Genomic DNA, 15,786 nt, shown 5'->3' with positions numbered 1-15,786 from the left:
GCGTACTTCGAGGAGCTGATTGCCGCGCCAGTAGTACTTGCTCCGATTAATCTTTCGTATTCTTCATGCTCGTAGGTCGACGCCAATCGGGTCGTTGCGATCTGCGCAACCGGAATGCATGACGATGAAACCCCAAGGAGGCCATGATCGAGGTCATTGACGAAGAGATCGACGACACGGACAAGGTTATCTTCGCTGACCCAGTCCGACTCTGTTGCACAAATCGGCTGAGGGTCGGAGTAGCCCTTTCCCGAGACAGCCTCATCCCACGGCTTCCGTGACTGGGATGCCGAGCGCGGTGAAGCCATTGAGCACGGCGACCCTGACTTGGAACTCGGCCACCTGACGGTCGAAGTCCCGCGCGGACAGGCGTTGGCCCAGCAACTTGACGCAGTGCATCTTGGTCTCGGCCCGGCTTCGGCGGTGATAGCCGCTCCATCGTCGCCAGATGGTCCGACCGACGCGCTTCGATGTGCGCAGGATTTCGTTCCGAGCGATGGCCCCGGCGGTGTCGGGCTTCCAGGGCTTGGCGTTCTTTCGGGGCGGAATGATTGCGGCGGCGCCCCGGGCAGCGATGGCATCATGACACTTGCGCGTGTCGAAGGCACCGTCGGCGGTGACGGTGGCGATCTCCTGATCGGGCGGGATCTGGTCCAGCAGCTCAGGTAGTATGGGCGCATCACCGATCCCACTCGTGGTGAATCCAGCTGCCCGGACTTCCAAGGATTTCTCGTCAATTCCGATGTGGATCTTGCGCCAGACCCTGCGTTTAGCGCCGCCATGCTTGCGGGCGTTCCACTCGCCTTCGCCTTCAACCTTGATGCCAGTGCTGTCGACCAGCAGGTGCAGCGGCCCATCCGACCCACGATAGGGAATGCTGACCTTCAGGGTTTTCTGGCGACGGCTAAGCGTGCTGAAGTCCGGCACCGCCCAGTCCAGACCGATCAGCCGTAGCAGGCTCTCGACGAACCCAGTGGTCTGTCTTAGCGCCAGGCCGAACAAAACCTTCATCGTCAGGCAGGTTTGGATGGCGGCATCGCTATAGTCGTGCTGGCGGCCACGCTTGCCGGTGGGCTCGGCTTCCCAAGTCATGGCGGGGTCAAACCATATCGTCAGCGAACCCCGACGCTTAAGCGCTCTATTGTACGCGGGCCAGTTCCTGGTCTTGTAGGTTGGCGGTGTAGGTTTGCTCATGCCGTCCAGCTACCACGCTGGATCCACAAGATGAATCCCTCTCAGGATTTGTGCAACAGAGCCATCTCGAGCCCGATTGCCAGCGGTTGGTTACGGGGAAATCATTGAGTGATCTCCCCTTCCTCTCCCTATATGTTTCATTCCGAGAGACACAAGCACAAATTAGTGAGCTTGCAAGATTCGACAATCGTCATGGCGAGGTGTTCTTCAATGAACACCTTCTCGTACTCGCCATCGGCGCACAAGTCGTATTGCGGCTCCTTAGAAATCGCAGCTGCCCCGGCTTGACCGCTTCCGCGAGCGCTGCCCGGACGTGCAGTTGCAGTTGCGGACCGGCGAAAGCAGCGAGGCCATCGACCCCGGCGCGCAACTCGCGATCCGGCTGGGGCTGGGCGACTGGCCGCGGGTGCGCAGCGAACTTCGTCGTCGACGACTTTGCGCAAGCATGGGTTTAAATCAGAAACATTAGCATACAATGGCGAGCTCTACGGCTTCGACGATCTTCTTCTACCATTGGTGGATCATGAATTACCAGCACTTCAAATTCCCGAATTACCCAAAACTGAAAATTCAAAACTAGGCAAGCGCGGAATGGCGCTTTGAGAATCCGAAGGCCGGTATGGTGATCAGCGGAGCGGGTCCCAATCTGAATTCCGGGCTTTGCACACTTAAAATCGCTGCGCAGATCACCGCCTACAAAACAATGGTCACAGTTTACAATACCCGGATTGAATCCCCTCACGATTACCAGGAGATCAATCTTTCTGATTATAATCAGTCAGAAATGGCAAATCAGCGATTATCGGATGAAGCCGCATCAGGGGAGTTGTGGATCGCGCTTGGGCCCTCTGAACTCAGATGAATTGGCTGAAGGAATTTTCCGATCCTAATCGGCGGTGCCTTCGCTTCGCTGGCGGTAGGTACGTTATAATACCCTGAGTGGTGCACCGCCCTGAACAGCTCTAAAGCCAGAGCCTCATGGCTTTAATTCTCGTTCCAAGAACTAAACGTTGCCTGGGCAATCTCTCCGAAAGAAACGACGGGAATATCGAGATCGATTAGTGGCTGGAGTTCAGACTTGTGCTCATTCCGATCTGCAGCTACTCGTCTTTTTCCTAAAGCGGTCATCAGCATGTATTCCCAGGCATGTTCGAACTTGGCGCCAAAGCCCTTGCGGGCTGCGCCGAAGATCTCGGCGACGACGATCACCTTCCAGGCCAGGGCATGGGCATTGCGCAGCGCGGAAAAGATGTAGGGCGCGACGAAGGATCTGTGCCATGATGTCTCGAACCGGCTACGTCGTTTACGCCAAGTCCATTTTCAACTCTAATAAAAATGAAGCGCCTTTTCCCTGCATCGCACTGCTGAGACAGCTACACCCATCCGCCACCGAACAGTAAGCTGTTCAACTTGAATAACAAAGTTCGCGCCAAGAATTGAGGAGGTGTTGCGGCTAGGCGTACGCTATGGGTATCTCTTCACGAGGAGGAGAAACCACATGAAACGAACTGTTCATCACCACCGCTATTCGGTCTAGAGCGTCATTCGGTGCGCAGGCGCTAGTGAATCTGCGTTGCGATGGCGCAATTCGACTACAAATTCCTGACCAATCGCAGAGTCGACGATGCTGATCGAAGATCGTGTGGGAGCAATTGAGTTTGCGTTGCCTTGGCAAACGTGTATTGCATGCCAATTGTCGATCGATTTTTTCGAGGTGATTCCGATCCTGAGCACCGGGAAGCCTCTCGGAGCAGATGCCGGGCCTCTCGCTCTGATCAGTGCCGAGCTTCGAGGATCGCACCTCAGCGTGGCGGCAGCCCGCAGCCGTCAGCCTGGCGTGGTCGGCCGCAATGTCATCGGTCACGAAACACAGATGCGATACGCCCGTTTCGTGAAGCCCGCGTTCAGCGACCGGCGGGCTCGGCAGGGGGGCATCGAAGCGGAAGAGCTGGAGGCAGATGTCGTCGCGGGTCGCAGACAGGAGGCGACGACCAGGCCGTTAGGTCGCCGACACCACCCATTCGCATGAACTGTTATCACGCTTGTGGCCGCAGCCGAGCGCCACGAAGGCATGGGCATGACGCTGAGCCAGGTGGATGAGGCCAAGACGCGGCTCAGCGAACGGGACGAGGGGGATACCGAAAGGAGCCGGGATCGCGAGTGAAGCTGGTGATCAGCGATGCGCGAGCACCCGCAAATCCGCTAGGTCGCACTTCCGGCTTTGACTCTGAAGAATGCGCTGGTTGGTTGAGGAGATCGAGCCCGATCGCTAATGGTCGGGATCCGATTCCTGGCGGCGAGCGGCATGTCTGGAGCGTGGAAAAGAACCGCGGCATCGTGAGACAGCTTTTCAGACGGTAGGGTTCGTTGTCTCGCTGGCTTGCAGGATATTGAAGCGAGATGGGGTCTTTTTCCTCGTGATCGAACTGTCCTGCCAACTAACAAGACCGGAATCATCCTGAACGTGGACGCGGGCAACGTCCAGTCCATTTACCCGTTGAAGCGCAACACTGCCATATGTGTATGCGACCGCCTTTATCTACAATCTTTCAATTACACGACGCTCTTCCGATCTTTCGATTTCTGCTATTGGGACGATCGCGGCATGTTGTGGACGGGCTGTTGCACGGCGCGGGCGATGCGGTGATTGGCATCAACCCGGCGTCGGACAATCTGGCGAACTGCCAGGCGCTTCTGGTGGCGCTGGACGAGATGCGGCAGGCCTTTGCCATCCCGACGCAAAGTTCGAGACTGATCGTCATAATCACGCGCAATACAAGAATTAACTCAATCATGAGAATAACATGCAGAATTTATCACAATAGCCTTAAGAAACTGACCAATCACTAAATAACATATTTAACTGACACGCCTTTCAAGATTTTCTACTCTCAAATCAGCGAATCCGTTCAGCGAATTACAAGAATACATATTGTCATGTTCCCCTCCCCGGCATTTTGTCTTGCGCGGAAATCGAAAAGTTCAGCTGTGGATCTGGCATGGGTCGTCTTCGAAAACGTGCGCGGAATCCTCGAAACTCACTGAGTGCCCTTCGCAACAAATCCGGAAAGCCTTGAACAACTGGCCCGCGGCGATGCAAGGCCGCGCGGGTAGGAAGCGGCAGATTTCGGCGACCAAGCCGACGGCACATGCTATGCCGATAATGGTATGCCTTGGCGGAGATCCACCGGCACTACCGTCTGGGAGTGACTTGCCGAGGATTTCCGTCGACGACGCTCTTCCGTTCTTTTTGGTTCCGCGTGACCGTGACTGCAGTTTCGAGCCGGAGCTGGTGAAGTAAGGCCTGACCCGGATCTACTTGGTGGATGACTAGATCATCGGGCTCTATGCCGCCGGGCTGTCGAACCCTTGCTGCCACCCATATCTCTGTCCTCGAAAGGCGGGCGGCCTCGGATATCGGACCGTGCTGCCCTGGCCGGGATCCTCTTTGTCCTGATGAGCGGTATCCCTTGGCGGATGTTGCCCGCCGAGATGGGCTGTGGCTCAGGTGTGACATGCTGGCGAAGGCTCAGAGATTGGCAGTTGGCCGGGATCTGGGACCAGTTGCATCGGACCTTGCTGCACCAGTTGCACCGCGCCGGTCACCTGGACTGGAGCCGGGCCTGCATGGACAGTGCGTCCATCGCGGCAAAAAAGGGGGCGACGTCATCGGGCCGAACCCGACGGATCGCGGCCGCCCCGGCACGAAGCGCCACATCATCACTGACAGGCGGGGCATTCCCCTGACGGTGCGTCTCAGCGGCGCCAACCTCCACGATAGTAGAATGCTTGAGCCTTTGCTTGATGCCATTCCTCCTGTCCAAGGTAAGCGGGGACGGCCACGCAAGCGGCCCGGCAAGCTCCATGCGGACAAGGGCTACGACTATGCCCGCTGCCGCCGGGCTTGCAGCAAACGTAGTATCAAGCATCGCATCGCCCGAAAGGGTGTCGAAAGCAGCGCCCATCTCGGAAAGCATCGCTGGGTCGTCGAACGCAGCTTCGCCTGGCTTTCCCAATTTCGCCGCCTCGCCGTCAGATACGAACGCAAGGCCGAACAACTCGCCCTCCATCCGCAGGAAGCAGACCTTGTTGTCGTTCTGCCAGGCGACATAGTCCGACGGGCCGACATTGATGTTTTCGTCGGCGATCCGTTCGGCGGCGACCGCCTGGACGGCCTGCGCGTCGTATGGAAATCTTGCTGATCGGTGTAGTGGTTGATGGTTTCGCGGATCGGAGATGGCTTGCGAGCCGTTATGCTTCATGCTGCACCGGTTGAGAATTAGCTTGAACGTGATCCTCGGAAGAGTTCGCCATCGCGTGCTATGGCAAGGCCTGTCACTATGCCCACTCCTTTTGGCGCGGACTATGACCTCGGGCGGCGTCCAATTGCCGTCCTGTAGCGGTTCTCCATCAAGAAATCTAATGAAAGGGTTCAAATCCATGAAAACCGAGGAGTTTCAGTAAATCCGGTCTGACCAACCTTCCAGGCGGCGATTGTGACGCTGATGCCGGGATTTTCGTGTCCTAGGATCGCGGCGACCCGCTGAAGCAACACGGACAAAAGCGCCGTGAGATGGGCGAGGATCTTTCGGTTTGTGCCCGCAGGCGCAGAGGACGGCGAAGACCGCGTCGCCGATGCGGCCTTTCAGCGGGCATCTGGCCAGGCGACCATCGCTCTTCATGTGCCCGATCTCAGGCTCGATGGCACTTCGTCGCCTGAGGAGCTTTGCCAGGAGCGGGGTGATGCCGCGTCTTGTGCCGCTGATCAGGACCTTGGTGGTCTCCACGCCATGGCCGCGATAGCCGCGATCGACGACGGCGAGATCCGGCACCTGCTCGGTCAGGATGGCAACCTGCTCCAGTGCAGGCGCCAATGTATGGCCGTCGTAGGGGTTGTCAGGGAAGCTGCGGGCGCCGACGACAAAGCCTCCGTCGAGGGTAGTAGCAAGGCTGACCTTGGTGCCGAACTCATAGCGGATGCGCGCCTTGCCCTTGGAGATGCAGTCGACCTCGGGCTCGTGCAGGGCGTAGATCTTGTTCTTGCTCTTCGGTGCCGTGCGCGCATGGTGGCCGAGCCCCACAGGTCCACGACCAGCCCGCGCGGCCAGTCGCCGTGGTCCTGCAGGTGGCGGCGCAGCAATTCCTCGGCCATGCGCACGCCCTGGGCATGGGCGGCGGGCGAAGGCACGGCGCGGGGATCGACGGGATAAAGATTGCGCCCCGCCTGGCGGCCAGCCGCGGACATGGCGAGCGTGTCTTTACTCTTGTATCTATTCGATTTTCCTTCGTCGGCGCGCCAATCGGCCACGGCGATCTCTGTCACCCAGATCGGGCGCTCGTAAAGCCGATAGGTTTCTTCCAGCCGTTCGATCACTGCCATCGGGCAGGGCGTCGATAACGCGCAATCGAATCGATTTTCAGGCCGCGCCGGTCGGCTTGCAGCATGAAGTTCATCATCCACCCCGATCCGCTTGCGCCAGCGCACCAGCGACGAGGGATCGATCGGGGGACGGTGCTGGAAGAACGTCTCGCCGGTGAAGTGCTGGTAATACGGGTTCTCGACCCACCGGGCGACGACTGCCTCGTCAGAGAGCTTGAAGGCGTGCTGGAGATACATGAGCCCCGCCACCAGGCGTGGAGATGTCGCTGGCCGTCCCTGGCGAGACGGAAAGAAGCTCGCCCACTCCCGTTCAAAGAAATCCCAGTCGATCAGTGCCGCAAGCTTCACCAACTCATGGCGGGCGTCGATCATGTCGACCAGTCTCGGGCGGAGCAGGTCATCCTGTTCAGGGGCGCGGGAATGGGCACATCATCAGAGCCCGCCTATCTCAGAGCGCTTCTGTCCCCGTTGCTTCAGCCGGTCGCCGCGATCCTTGTACAGAAAAATTCCCCCATCAGGGACGCAATCGCCGCCTGAAAGGTTGTTCAGGCCGGACTGCCGGAGCACGCTAAGCGCCTGCGGGCCGAAGGTGGCGAGGACAAGGATTCCGGCTGCGATCTTGCGCTTCATTGGCGTTTCCTCCGTTGCTGGCGGGCCACGGGGACCCGCAGGATCCAAGACAATCCCGCATTGCAGACCTTCTTGGACACCCTGCGACCGGACATATGAGTCGTCTGGCCGGCTGTAGCGCGGCGATCATGACCGGAAGACTGCACAGCCGGTTTCCAGTATTTTTACGCCCCTCTACGCATGTGCCGCCGCGCAGCGCCCCCTGCAGCAGGCGCGGCAGCGCCGGTTTACGCTGTCTGCGCCGAGGTGAGTTGCGATGCGCCCGATCCCGCCTGTGATAGCTCGCTGTCCTGCGCCACGCTGTGTTGGCGCGGATGCTGCCAGCTTCCCGAACCCAGGCCACGATGACGCGGAGCGAACGCGAGGCGCTGCTCGACGCCCTGCTGCTCGGCGAGTCGGAACTCGGCTTCACGCCCCGCGGCAATCCCGACCCGCGCCTCGTCAGGCTGGTGCGCCTGCTGGGCAGGCAGGCGGCCAGGGACAATTTCGAGGCGCAGAAAAAGGCCAGGGAACCCGGCGCCTCCTGATCCGACAGGGAGAGCCGCCATGAAGGTTGCCATCTACGCCCGCTATTCCTCCGACCAGCAGCGCGATGCGTCCATCGCCGACCAGTTCCGTATGTGCCGGCTGCGGGCCGAGAAGGAAGGCTGGACCGTGGTCGAGGAGTACTCCGATCATTCCATCTCCGGCGCCAGCATGATCCAGCGCCCCGGCATCCAGGCGCTGGTCATGGATTCGACGCGCGGCCGCTTCGACATGGTTCTGGCCGAGGCCCTGGACCGGATCAGCCGCGACCAGGAGGACATCGCCGGCATCTACAAGCGCATGCGCTATGCCGATGTGAAGATGTTCACCCTGTCCGAAGGCGAGATCAGCGAGTTGCATGTCGGCCTGAAGGGCACGATGAACGCGCTGTTCCTCAAGGACCTGGCCGACAAGACCCGGCGCGGCCAGCGCGGGCGCGTCGAGGCCGGCAAGTCCGGCGGCGGCAACGCCTATGGTTACGATGTCGTCAAGAAGTTCGACGGCAATGGCGAGCCGATCCGCGGCGACCGCACGATCAACGCAGCGCAGGCCGAGGTGGTGCGCCGGATCTTCCGCGACTACGCGGCCGGCAAATCAGCCAAGGCTATCGCCGTAGCCCTGAACAAGGACGGCATCCCCGCACCCTCGGGCGGCGACTGGGGTTTCAGCACCATCAACGGCAACCCGAAGCGCGGCAACGGCATCCTCAACAACGAGATGTATGTCGGCAGGATCGTCTGGAACCGCCAGCGCTTCGTCAAGGATCCCGATACCGGCAAGCGTCAGGCCCGGCTCAATCCGGAAGAGGACTGGGTAATCCAGGAGGTGCCGGAACTGCGCATCCTCGACGACGATCTCTGGAACGCCGTGAAGGCGCGGCAGAAGACCAATACCGTCGCGCGGGACGCGCGCGGCATCGCCGACGTGCGCAAGGTGAACTACCGGCGGCGGCCCAAATACCTGTTTTCGGGGCTGACGAAGTGCGCCTGCTGCGGCGGCGGCTATTCAGCGATCTCGAAGGATCTTCTGGGCTGCTCGACCGCACGCAACAAGGGTACCTGCAACAACCGCGTCAATATCCGCCGTGACGCGCTGGAGGCCTCGATCCTGAACGGACTGCGCAAGCATCTGATGGAGCCGGAGCTGTTCCCGGAATTCTGTGCCGCGTTCACCGTGGAGATGAACCGGCTGCGGATGGAAAGTGGCGCCGGCATCGACAAGGCCGGAGGCAGGAGCTGAAGCTGATGGATCTCTACATGCGGGACGCCATCTCGATCGAGGCGGTGAAGGAGTCAAGGACGCGGCGACAAGCTGCGCGCCCGCAAGGCGGAGCTGCAGGACTTCCTCGCCACGACCGACGGGCCCCCGCCCCTGCTGCATCCGTCGATGGCGCTGCAATACCGGGCACGGGTCCAGCAGCTCTACGAGACGCTGCAGCAGAGGACGCCGCGCGCAGGCGGCGGGGATCCTGCGGGCGCTGGTCGACCCGGCGCGCTGGTCCGCATCGACGGCGAGCTGGCTGTCGTGTTGCGCTGCGATGCTCGGCGTAATCGTGCGTGTCGCGCGGGAGAAGACCGGATCGTGCGGAGGCCGAGGCGCTGGACAAGTCCGGCGATCTGGCCGGAATCCTTACGCTTTCCGCGCAACGCAAAAACCCCGCGGCGGGTGCAGCGGGGGCGCAAGTAAAGATGGTTGCGGGGGCAGGATTTGTGACCTGTTGCGGAGTGGTCAAAGGCGATCATCCCCTTTCCGACGGAGCGTGTGGCGCGTCCGAGCGCGCAGCCTGGAAGCCATGCATAGCGTCGATCGCATCTCCTGAAAGGTTCGCTTCGTGCAGTGCCTCGCGGCTGGCGGCGACGATCAGATCCTCCAAAGTATCGTCGAGTCGCCCAAAGCGCGTGTGTCCTGTTATCCGATGATGCAGTATATCAGATAGTCGCCAGTCAAGCCATTCCTTGGTTGCGGCCACGCAGCATCTCTCGAGGCCGACCGGCAGCAATGGGCCGAACCTGTTACCGTCAGCGATGTGCCAGATAGTCCCCTGAAACTTAACCCGAGATGGCAGGCCGGTCGGTGAGGAAGACCCTGCAACAGACCTTGCCGTTATTCGTGACGCAGTTTTGCCGGGTGAGACGAGTTCCGTCAGGCTTTGCGGATCGGCGTCACATGCGTCGACGGGATCGGCATCAGCGAGGATGGCCGCCCGTTGATCCAGTCGATCTCGGCATAGGCGTTCCCGCTGCACAGCATCCAGGAAAACATCCCCTCCCAGAACTCGTCGAATTCGGCATGCCGAAGCGAGGAACCAGCGCATTCGGCAGCCGGTTCCCGGACGCCGATGCCGCGGGTCCGACGCCCGACAGGATGTTGCCGCAGCGTCGAGCTGACAAGGATGCTGTCGGTCCATGACGCCAAGCGCCTGCACGAAACCCTAGCTCGAGAGGTATGCGGATCAGGGGTCGCTACTGCCGCGACAAGGGGGTGGAACGCAACCTCGCCTGGCTGCAAGACCGCCACGGCGACCGGATCGAGCCTGTCCGGGCCGACATCCGCGACGCCGCCCGCATGGCGCAAGCGGCGCGCGAAGCAAAGGCGGTCTTTCACCGCGGCAGGTCACACGATGACGATGATCGCCGCCAGCATAGATCCCGCCTGATGGGCCGATCTCGGCCACGCGGGCGACCTGAAGAAGCCCCGGTGACCGCAGCCGGCAGCCCCGCCGTCGTCAGGCCGACCGCCATCCTCGACGCACGGCGAAACCGCCGATACCGCCTCGGCGATGGAGTTCGACTGCACCGAGTTGAAGACCAGGCCAAGGCGATGATCAGCGCGACGGCAAAGATCGCGCCCAGCCAGTGGCCCGAGACCTCCCGAGACCTAAAGGCCGCGATCCATGATGTCCGGCGTGTTGACCTCTTCGTATCCCGCCCTGCCCTGCTTTTCACGCATATAGCCGATCAGGGTCTGGAACAGCCGCCAGCCCTTCGGGTGCCAGAACACCGCGCCGGGGGCTTCCTCCTGGAAAGATAGCGATCTCGCGACCAAGGCGATGGTCGCCTGCCCAACGCGCGTGGCCAGGCTGACGGTCAGTGCCTGCAGGCGTGCTCCCGCTCTTGGCGGTCTGGCCAGAACCGATCACGCTCGGGAGCTCGGGGACGTGGCGGAACCTGCAGAAAGCCAAGCCGCAGGATGACGTAGCCCCCACTGCCAGGACCCGTCATTCAGCGCATAGCGCCAGAAGCTCCTTCAGGAAGTCGATCGACAGCAGGAGACCCTGCTGATGCCGGTTCTTCAGGTCCTCCAGGCGCTCGCCCAGCGCCTTGAACTTCGGGATTCCCCGCATGCTTCCGTAGGCGGCCCGATTCAAAGTGCAGAATCGCATGATGTCGCGGGCTCTCAGGCCGGCGGCGCAAGCTGGGTGAAGCCGACATAGGACGTTCCCCACATGCCGATGTTGCCGTCGCTCCAATCCTGCGCGGCGATCCAGTCCAGCGTGTCGTAGCCGTCGTCGATTTCGCGGCGATAGACCTCTTGCCCGCCGCCCGAGGCGAAGCGGCCGCCACGTCCGGCGCTCATGCCAGGCCGTGATAGAAAACTTGGTCAGTGCCGGTACCACATCGAGGTGTCATCGGCCAGGCCCGCCATCTAGCATGATCGCCATGACTACCGGCAAGTACGGCACTGGTCACTTGCCGGCGCCGCCCTTGAAGCTTCGCATGGACTGGCTGCGGAAGGCGCGCTTGCCCTCGGGGCGGGGCGGCATCAGGCTCTTGCGGTTGACCGGTCGTTCAGCGTCAGCGGCGTGACCTCGACATACTGAACCAGCCAGGCGACTCACCCGGCTTGATCAGGCTGGAACGCGGCTGTTTGCCATGCGCTCGGCCGGTGTGGTGCCGGGCGTATCGGCGACTTCGGGCTCTGCCAGCAGCTGGGGTCGACAAAGACCTCTTCGCCCGGACGCGGCATCTTCATGCGGTTGACCAGCGGCACCGCGGTGAGAGGAGCAATGAGATGATGGGGTTCGAGGCGGCAAAGATGCAGGCCTTTGGCTGGTTCACCCAGCGCGTTACGGCAACCTCGACGCGGTGCGCGCCGATGTCGAGGCCAGCGGAACCGGCCGGCGAGCCCGCCATGACGTCCGATGAAGCCGGAATAGGCGGAGGGACAGCAGCCGATAGTCGACCCGCACCTTGCGCGCGATGGCCTTGGCGAACAATGCGCCGACGTCCAGGCCGAAGCCCCGTCGATCCAGCTCGCCGCCAGCGAGACGAAGCTGCCAGCAGGTTCGCGGTGCCGGGCGATCCCGCAGGTCGGCCAGCCGCTCCAGCCCGCGCCGCACCGCGTGGTCGAGGCCATCATGTAGCCGGTGACAAGCACCAGCAGCATCGGCACGGCAAAGGTCGGCAGTCCCAGAACGCCGCCCGCCGCTTGCCGACGAACGCCATCGGGCATGTGATCTCCAGGCCGCGATGCCATGATCTAGCCATGTCGGCTGCCACGAGGCTATAAGGTCCGGCAGCCAGCGAAGCGACATGCCCGGACGCAGCCGGCAACGGGCACTTGATCCCGGATTCGCCCCACTCCGCCGGATTCGACGCGATCCCGGGGTCCGGCGCTTCGACCGCAAACCCCGCTGGCTTCGTTTCATCCCGCGCTGCGACCGACTCCTCATGGTTGCCGATGGCGCAAGGCGCGGCGTTGCTCGGACGGCGTCGCCTTTCAACCCCGTCACATGGACCTCGGCGGGGCGTGTTCTTATAGCGTCCATCATACGCCATCTGGATCGTGCCACGGGCATCATACGCCATCTGGATCGTGATGGCATCCGCCTGTTTGCTAGTACTTCCCGACGTGGCCGTCTTATAAACCCGGCCGAGACCATCGAAGTATTCCCATTCGTAGTGCTGCGTGCGCCCGTCGACTGTCGAGGCCGACTCGGAGACTGGTTGGTCCGATTCCCTGGAAGTGAGTTTTGCAGCACGAGCGCGCCGCTGGTCGAGAACGGGCTGACATCGACGATGGTCGAACCGGCGCAGGCCGCACGGCGCCTGGGCTTCACAGGCCAGAACCGGCATGCCGCCCACCGAGAGGCAGAACCGAAACCGGCGGGACATCGTGCGCTGATCGGAGCGATGCTGAAGGCAGGCTTCGGGTGGAGTGCCCGCCGTGTGGGCCGGCACCGTCCGGAGACCGATTTGCCGCGGCCTTGTTGCGCGAATGCCGTTCTCTCCGCACGGTCTTGCATGGATAGCCCCTGCAACAGCGCCGGCCGCCGCGCGGCTCGATGAGGCGTTCGGCGAACTGCACCAGTTGCGTGGCCTGCAAGGGGCCGTGCACGATCAGGCCGGGATCCTGCCGCGGTGCGGACAGAGGCGTCGACAGAAGCGCCGCGGCGGGAACGGTCACGATCCGGGCCGCTCCGATGGTCAGCACGTGCGGCCGGCATGAAGAACTTGGGCGGTCATAGGTGCAATCCCTGTGAAAGTGCGGCCGGGGATCGGCGCCGCGGCCGGCGTCAGTCGCCGAGGCGGCGTTCCATTCGCGGAAAAAGCCGACGCACGCTCCGCCGCGCGACATGAGTCAGCTGTCCGGCAATCCGAGAGGCGGTTTGTAAACATTTAGTATTTCCTGCCATAGTCTGTTTGGCCCGCATCGGGTTCGAAGCCATGATTTCCTGTCCCGTCCGCGTCAGCTCGCCTACGCCGATGACGATGAACAGCCCGGTGCAATGCCCGCACAGTTCACCAAGACATGCGGAGCACCCAGTTTATCGACGATCTCAGACATCGCGGCCTGACCAGCCGCCGCATTGGCGACATCGCAGCTTATGCCCAGGGCACTGATGCGGCTTGCTGCTGCCTGCGTCCTGTCGGGGTGCAGATCGACTATTGCGACGCGTGCACCAGCCCTCGGTCAGGCAGCCAATAGACCGGGATCATCAGGAACAGCAGGTAAAGCGTCATCACGACGCCCGCGCCGCGCAGCTTCACCAGCTGTGCGCCCCTTCCAGGTGGACGTGCAGGTTCCGCAGGTTGCCCGCGAAATACAGCACCGCGATCAGCGCGGCGCCTATGATGATCTCGGAGTAGGGAATGCCTGTCGTTTCCGCGATCACGAAGGCCGCCGCGCCCATCACCGGCGGCACCAGCGGCCGCGACGCCAGCATGCGCCCAGTTGACCGCGCCGACTCCGGCGCCGACGATCACCCGCGCCACGACCACGTTCGCCATCGGCGTCCGGTTCGATGACGGCGGCACCTTCGCCGGGAGGGTTGTAAACCCCCAGCGCCGTCGGCCGTTAGCGAAACCGCTACGTAGCTCTGACGCCTGTGCCTGCCGTATGCAGCGTCTCGGGCGCGACGATGCCCTGGGCGACGGTCGAGACCACATCCGCGCCGGCGATCAGCCGCCCGCGCTTTCGAAAATCACGGCGATGACGATGGCCCCACCCATGCGAGCGCGTTCGCCCCAACCGCAGGTCCCATGTTGTTTGCCACGGCATCGGCACCTGCTCGGGCCAGCGAGGGGACCGAGCCGGCTGCGGTGACGAGGGCCAGCGTCCGCCGCAAGCCCCAGCAGCATCGCCTGCGCGGTCCGGTCAGGTGACGAAGACGAGCGCGAATGCTGGGCGCCACCTGCGGCCGCGAGACACAGGCAGCCGCCGCCTCGAGATTTGCGAAACGCCCGAGATCGCGGTCCAGCGTTGCAAGATGCGAAGCCGGATCGTTGTGACATGGTCCGCCTTCGTTCCGCCGGGTGCCAGCCGATCTCGACGGCCTGACAAGGCGGATCCGACAACATGGGGACGGGCGCCGCGTTTCTGCGGATGCATGTGGTCGACGACGCTGGCGGGCGTAAGCCGGCCCTGGGTGCAGCTTGGGGCAGAGCGGGTGGCGAGCCAGAAACAGCCGCCGTTCTGCCAGCCATCGGGCTGAGCGATAGAGCGCGCGGATTGCCGGGTCGCGCTTTACCCCTGCGCCGACTGCATCAGTTCGCCGCGCCCTGCGGCTCTGCGTGCGCTATGACCTTGGTTCGCCTGGTTCGCGTGCAGGCGACGGTGGCGGGCCATGGGGTTCTGGGCCAAAGCCGTGCGATTGTGCGCGATGCTGCAGAGCTGCGCAGCCTCGCCTCGGGTGTCCGATTGACCGGCAAGCTCCGCATCGGCACCGTAGCGACGGCTGGCACCTGATGACACGATGGAAGAGGGCGGCAAGAACGCGCTTTCCCATTCGCCAGGTCGCCCGCGCCTGCGAGGATTACGGCCAGCGGGTGCAGTTCTCGGTCTTCGAGATCGAGGTCGACCCGGCGCAATGGACACGGCGCTCAAGGCGAAGCGTGGCGCCGGCTTCAGCCAGCCCCCGACGCGCCTTTCGCAAACCGTGGGCCGTGCAGTCTTCCGGCAGGCCGGCCTTGGTTGCGCTTGCACTAATCCACTGCGACAAGCATCCATCTGGTGTCGGCAACGCGGGCATCGCCTCGTCCGCGCCTATCGAGGACACCTCGCTGGCGCTGTGGAACCCAACATCGGACATCCTGTCGAGCCGGATCATCCTCGCGCGACGGGTGTCCGAAAAGAACTTCTCGACCGAAAGCCTGCAACACGCCTCCGAGCGCGAGGACAGGATGCGCGAGGCGATGGACGGCTCGGCTGATGGCCCAGATGCAGGTCGAACTGCTGAAATCGGCCGCCGACTTCGGCCCGGCGCTGCGCGACACCATGCGCGCCCAGACCGATCAGGTCATGCGCGTGACCGACAGCTTTTGCCGCCGAGACCGTTCCAGCCGGGATCTCCGAGGGGCAGGACGCCGATGGCGCAACCCCGGTCGGGCGCAGCTTGTGCACGCGACCAACCCGAAGAGCGATCAACGGCATCTCCAGCGATCTACACCCAAGACACCCAGAAGCTGTTGGACGCCGGCCATGCCAAGCGGCAAGCAGCCCACCCCGGCCGGGGCGCTCTGGGCGTTGATTTCCCCTTCCACCCGGGCGCCGAGTGCGTTTCTACATTGAGGCCGGCTGAACTGAAATAAGCAAGCCCGCTAGCCGTCGAAGGGAGC

At 62.5% G+C, this 15,786-nt stretch carries 17 protein-coding genes and 4 pseudogenes; 10 read left to right on the top strand and 11 right to left on the bottom strand.

Annotation, left to right across the window (positions count from 1 at the left end):
• Positions 1 to 261: 261 nt before the first annotated feature.
• A complete protein-coding gene (locus DPM13_RS08915) occupies positions 262 to 1,194 on the bottom strand; it encodes an IS5 family transposase (protein ID WP_112887863.1) in 933 nt (310 codons plus the stop codon).
• A gap of 313 nt (positions 1,195 to 1,507) precedes the next feature.
• Here DPM13_RS08915 and DPM13_RS26820 point away from each other — a divergent pair, with 313 nt between their 5' ends.
• Together DPM13_RS26820 and DPM13_RS27680 are read left to right on the top strand one after the other, a co-directional pair.
• A complete protein-coding gene (locus tag DPM13_RS26820; protein WP_397246144.1) occupies positions 1,508 to 1,663 on the top strand; it encodes a hypothetical protein in 156 nt (51 codons plus the stop codon).
• Between the two features lie 150 nt (positions 1,664 to 1,813).
• A complete protein-coding gene (locus DPM13_RS27680) occupies positions 1,814 to 2,056 on the top strand; it encodes an ORC-CDC6 family AAA ATPase (RefSeq protein WP_449579270.1) in 243 nt (80 codons plus the stop codon).
• 122 nt (positions 2,057 to 2,178) lie between these two features.
• On the opposite strand, the gene DPM13_RS19705 is transcribed toward DPM13_RS27680, so the two are convergent.
• On the bottom strand, positions 2,179 to 2,403 hold the full coding sequence (locus tag DPM13_RS19705; protein ID WP_145963340.1) for a hypothetical protein: 225 nt from the start codon (positions 2,401 to 2,403) through the stop codon (positions 2,179 to 2,181).
• A 415-nt stretch (positions 2,404 to 2,818) separates the two neighbouring features.
• Between DPM13_RS19705 and DPM13_RS08905 the strand changes: the two genes are divergently transcribed.
• From DPM13_RS08905 to DPM13_RS08895, 3 genes and pseudogenes are all read left to right on the top strand, one after another.
• Positions 2,819 to 3,223 (top strand): hypothetical protein, encoded by a 405-nt coding sequence (locus DPM13_RS08905; protein WP_112887861.1) that lies wholly within the window; start codon positions 2,819 to 2,821, stop codon positions 3,221 to 3,223.
• A 593-nt stretch (positions 3,224 to 3,816) separates the two neighbouring features.
• Complete coding sequence (gene eutB / locus DPM13_RS08900) at positions 3,817 to 4,044, top strand: ethanolamine ammonia-lyase subunit EutB (protein WP_262983284.1); 228 nt, start codon at positions 3,817 to 3,819, stop codon at positions 4,042 to 4,044.
• A 519-nt stretch (positions 4,045 to 4,563) separates the two neighbouring features.
• Positions 4,564 to 5,249 (top strand): annotated as a pseudogene (locus tag DPM13_RS08895) (IS5 family transposase); the annotation flags it as partial.
• Between the two features lie 377 nt (positions 5,250 to 5,626).
• On the opposite strand, the pseudogene DPM13_RS26815 reads toward DPM13_RS08895, so the two are convergent.
• Positions 5,627 to 6,946, bottom strand: a pseudogene (locus DPM13_RS26815) (transposase).
• A gap of 60 nt (positions 6,947 to 7,006) precedes the next feature.
• Positions 7,007 to 7,204 carry a hypothetical protein gene (locus tag DPM13_RS19695; protein ID WP_145963338.1) on the bottom strand — a complete coding sequence of 66 codons (198 nt, stop codon included), beginning with the start codon at positions 7,202 to 7,204 and terminating at the stop codon, positions 7,007 to 7,009.
• Positions 7,205 to 7,548: 344 nt separating this feature from the next.
• Here DPM13_RS19695 and DPM13_RS08870 point away from each other — a divergent pair, with 344 nt between their 5' ends.
• Together DPM13_RS08870 and DPM13_RS08865 are read left to right on the top strand one after the other, a co-directional pair.
• Positions 7,549 to 7,731: a hypothetical protein gene (locus tag DPM13_RS08870; RefSeq protein WP_112887859.1), complete on the top strand. Its 183-nt coding sequence runs from the start codon at positions 7,549 to 7,551 to the stop codon at positions 7,729 to 7,731.
• Positions 7,732 to 7,750: 19 nt separating this feature from the next.
• Positions 7,751 to 8,968 (top strand): recombinase family protein, encoded by a 1,218-nt coding sequence (locus DPM13_RS08865; RefSeq protein ID WP_223252471.1) that lies wholly within the window; start codon positions 7,751 to 7,753, stop codon positions 8,966 to 8,968.
• Between the two features lie 903 nt (positions 8,969 to 9,871).
• Here the strand turns inward: DPM13_RS08865 and DPM13_RS08850 are convergent.
• Positions 9,872 to 10,144: a hypothetical protein gene (locus DPM13_RS08850; protein ID WP_112887857.1), complete on the bottom strand. Its 273-nt coding sequence runs from the start codon at positions 10,142 to 10,144 to the stop codon at positions 9,872 to 9,874.
• Between the two features lie 66 nt (positions 10,145 to 10,210).
• Here DPM13_RS08850 and DPM13_RS20640 point away from each other — a divergent pair, with 66 nt between their 5' ends.
• A complete protein-coding gene (locus DPM13_RS20640; RefSeq protein ID WP_189654887.1) occupies positions 10,211 to 10,759 on the top strand; it encodes a hypothetical protein in 549 nt (182 codons plus the stop codon).
• Between the two features lie 187 nt (positions 10,760 to 10,946).
• On the opposite strand, the gene DPM13_RS24980 is transcribed toward DPM13_RS20640, so the two are convergent.
• From DPM13_RS24980 to DPM13_RS27675, 6 genes and pseudogenes are all read right to left on the bottom strand, one after another.
• On the bottom strand, positions 10,947 to 11,072 hold the full coding sequence (locus DPM13_RS24980; protein ID WP_262983283.1) for a hypothetical protein: 126 nt from the start codon (positions 11,070 to 11,072) through the stop codon (positions 10,947 to 10,949).
• A 53-nt stretch (positions 11,073 to 11,125) separates the two neighbouring features.
• Positions 11,126 to 11,305, bottom strand: a complete 180-nt coding sequence (locus DPM13_RS08840; RefSeq protein WP_112887856.1) for a CocE/NonD family hydrolase — start codon at positions 11,303 to 11,305, stop codon at positions 11,126 to 11,128.
• Positions 11,306 to 11,563: 258 nt separating this feature from the next.
• On the bottom strand, positions 11,564 to 12,115 hold the full coding sequence (locus tag DPM13_RS19690) for a hypothetical protein (RefSeq protein ID WP_145963336.1): 552 nt from the start codon (positions 12,113 to 12,115) through the stop codon (positions 11,564 to 11,566).
• A gap of 1,311 nt (positions 12,116 to 13,426) precedes the next feature.
• A complete protein-coding gene (locus tag DPM13_RS26810) occupies positions 13,427 to 13,609 on the bottom strand; it encodes an SDR family oxidoreductase (RefSeq protein ID WP_397246321.1) in 183 nt (60 codons plus the stop codon).
• 106 nt (positions 13,610 to 13,715) lie between these two features.
• Positions 13,716 to 13,895 carry a TRAP transporter large permease subunit gene (locus DPM13_RS25960; RefSeq protein WP_112887853.1) on the bottom strand — a complete coding sequence of 60 codons (180 nt, stop codon included), beginning with the start codon at positions 13,893 to 13,895 and terminating at the stop codon, positions 13,716 to 13,718.
• A gap of 169 nt (positions 13,896 to 14,064) precedes the next feature.
• Positions 14,065 to 14,237, bottom strand: a pseudogene (locus tag DPM13_RS27675) (inorganic phosphate transporter); the annotation flags it as partial.
• A 679-nt stretch (positions 14,238 to 14,916) separates the two neighbouring features.
• Here DPM13_RS27675 and DPM13_RS08810 point away from each other — a divergent pair.
• Positions 14,917 to 15,009: pseudogene (locus DPM13_RS08810) on the top strand (CRISPR-associated endonuclease Cas2); the annotation flags it as partial.
• Between the two features lie 379 nt (positions 15,010 to 15,388).
• Positions 15,389 to 15,739: a hypothetical protein gene (locus tag DPM13_RS20635; RefSeq protein ID WP_189654991.1), complete on the top strand. Its 351-nt coding sequence runs from the start codon at positions 15,389 to 15,391 to the stop codon at positions 15,737 to 15,739.
• The last annotated feature ends 47 nt before the right edge of the window (positions 15,740 to 15,786 follow it).

Origin of the sequence: Paracoccus mutanolyticus (assembly GCF_003285265.1) — a bacterium.
GTDB lineage: Bacteria > Pseudomonadota > Alphaproteobacteria > Rhodobacterales > Rhodobacteraceae > Paracoccus > Paracoccus yeei.
The sequence above is the reverse complement of the archived record's forward strand: the minus strand, read 5'-3'. Positions and strand labels throughout refer to the sequence as shown.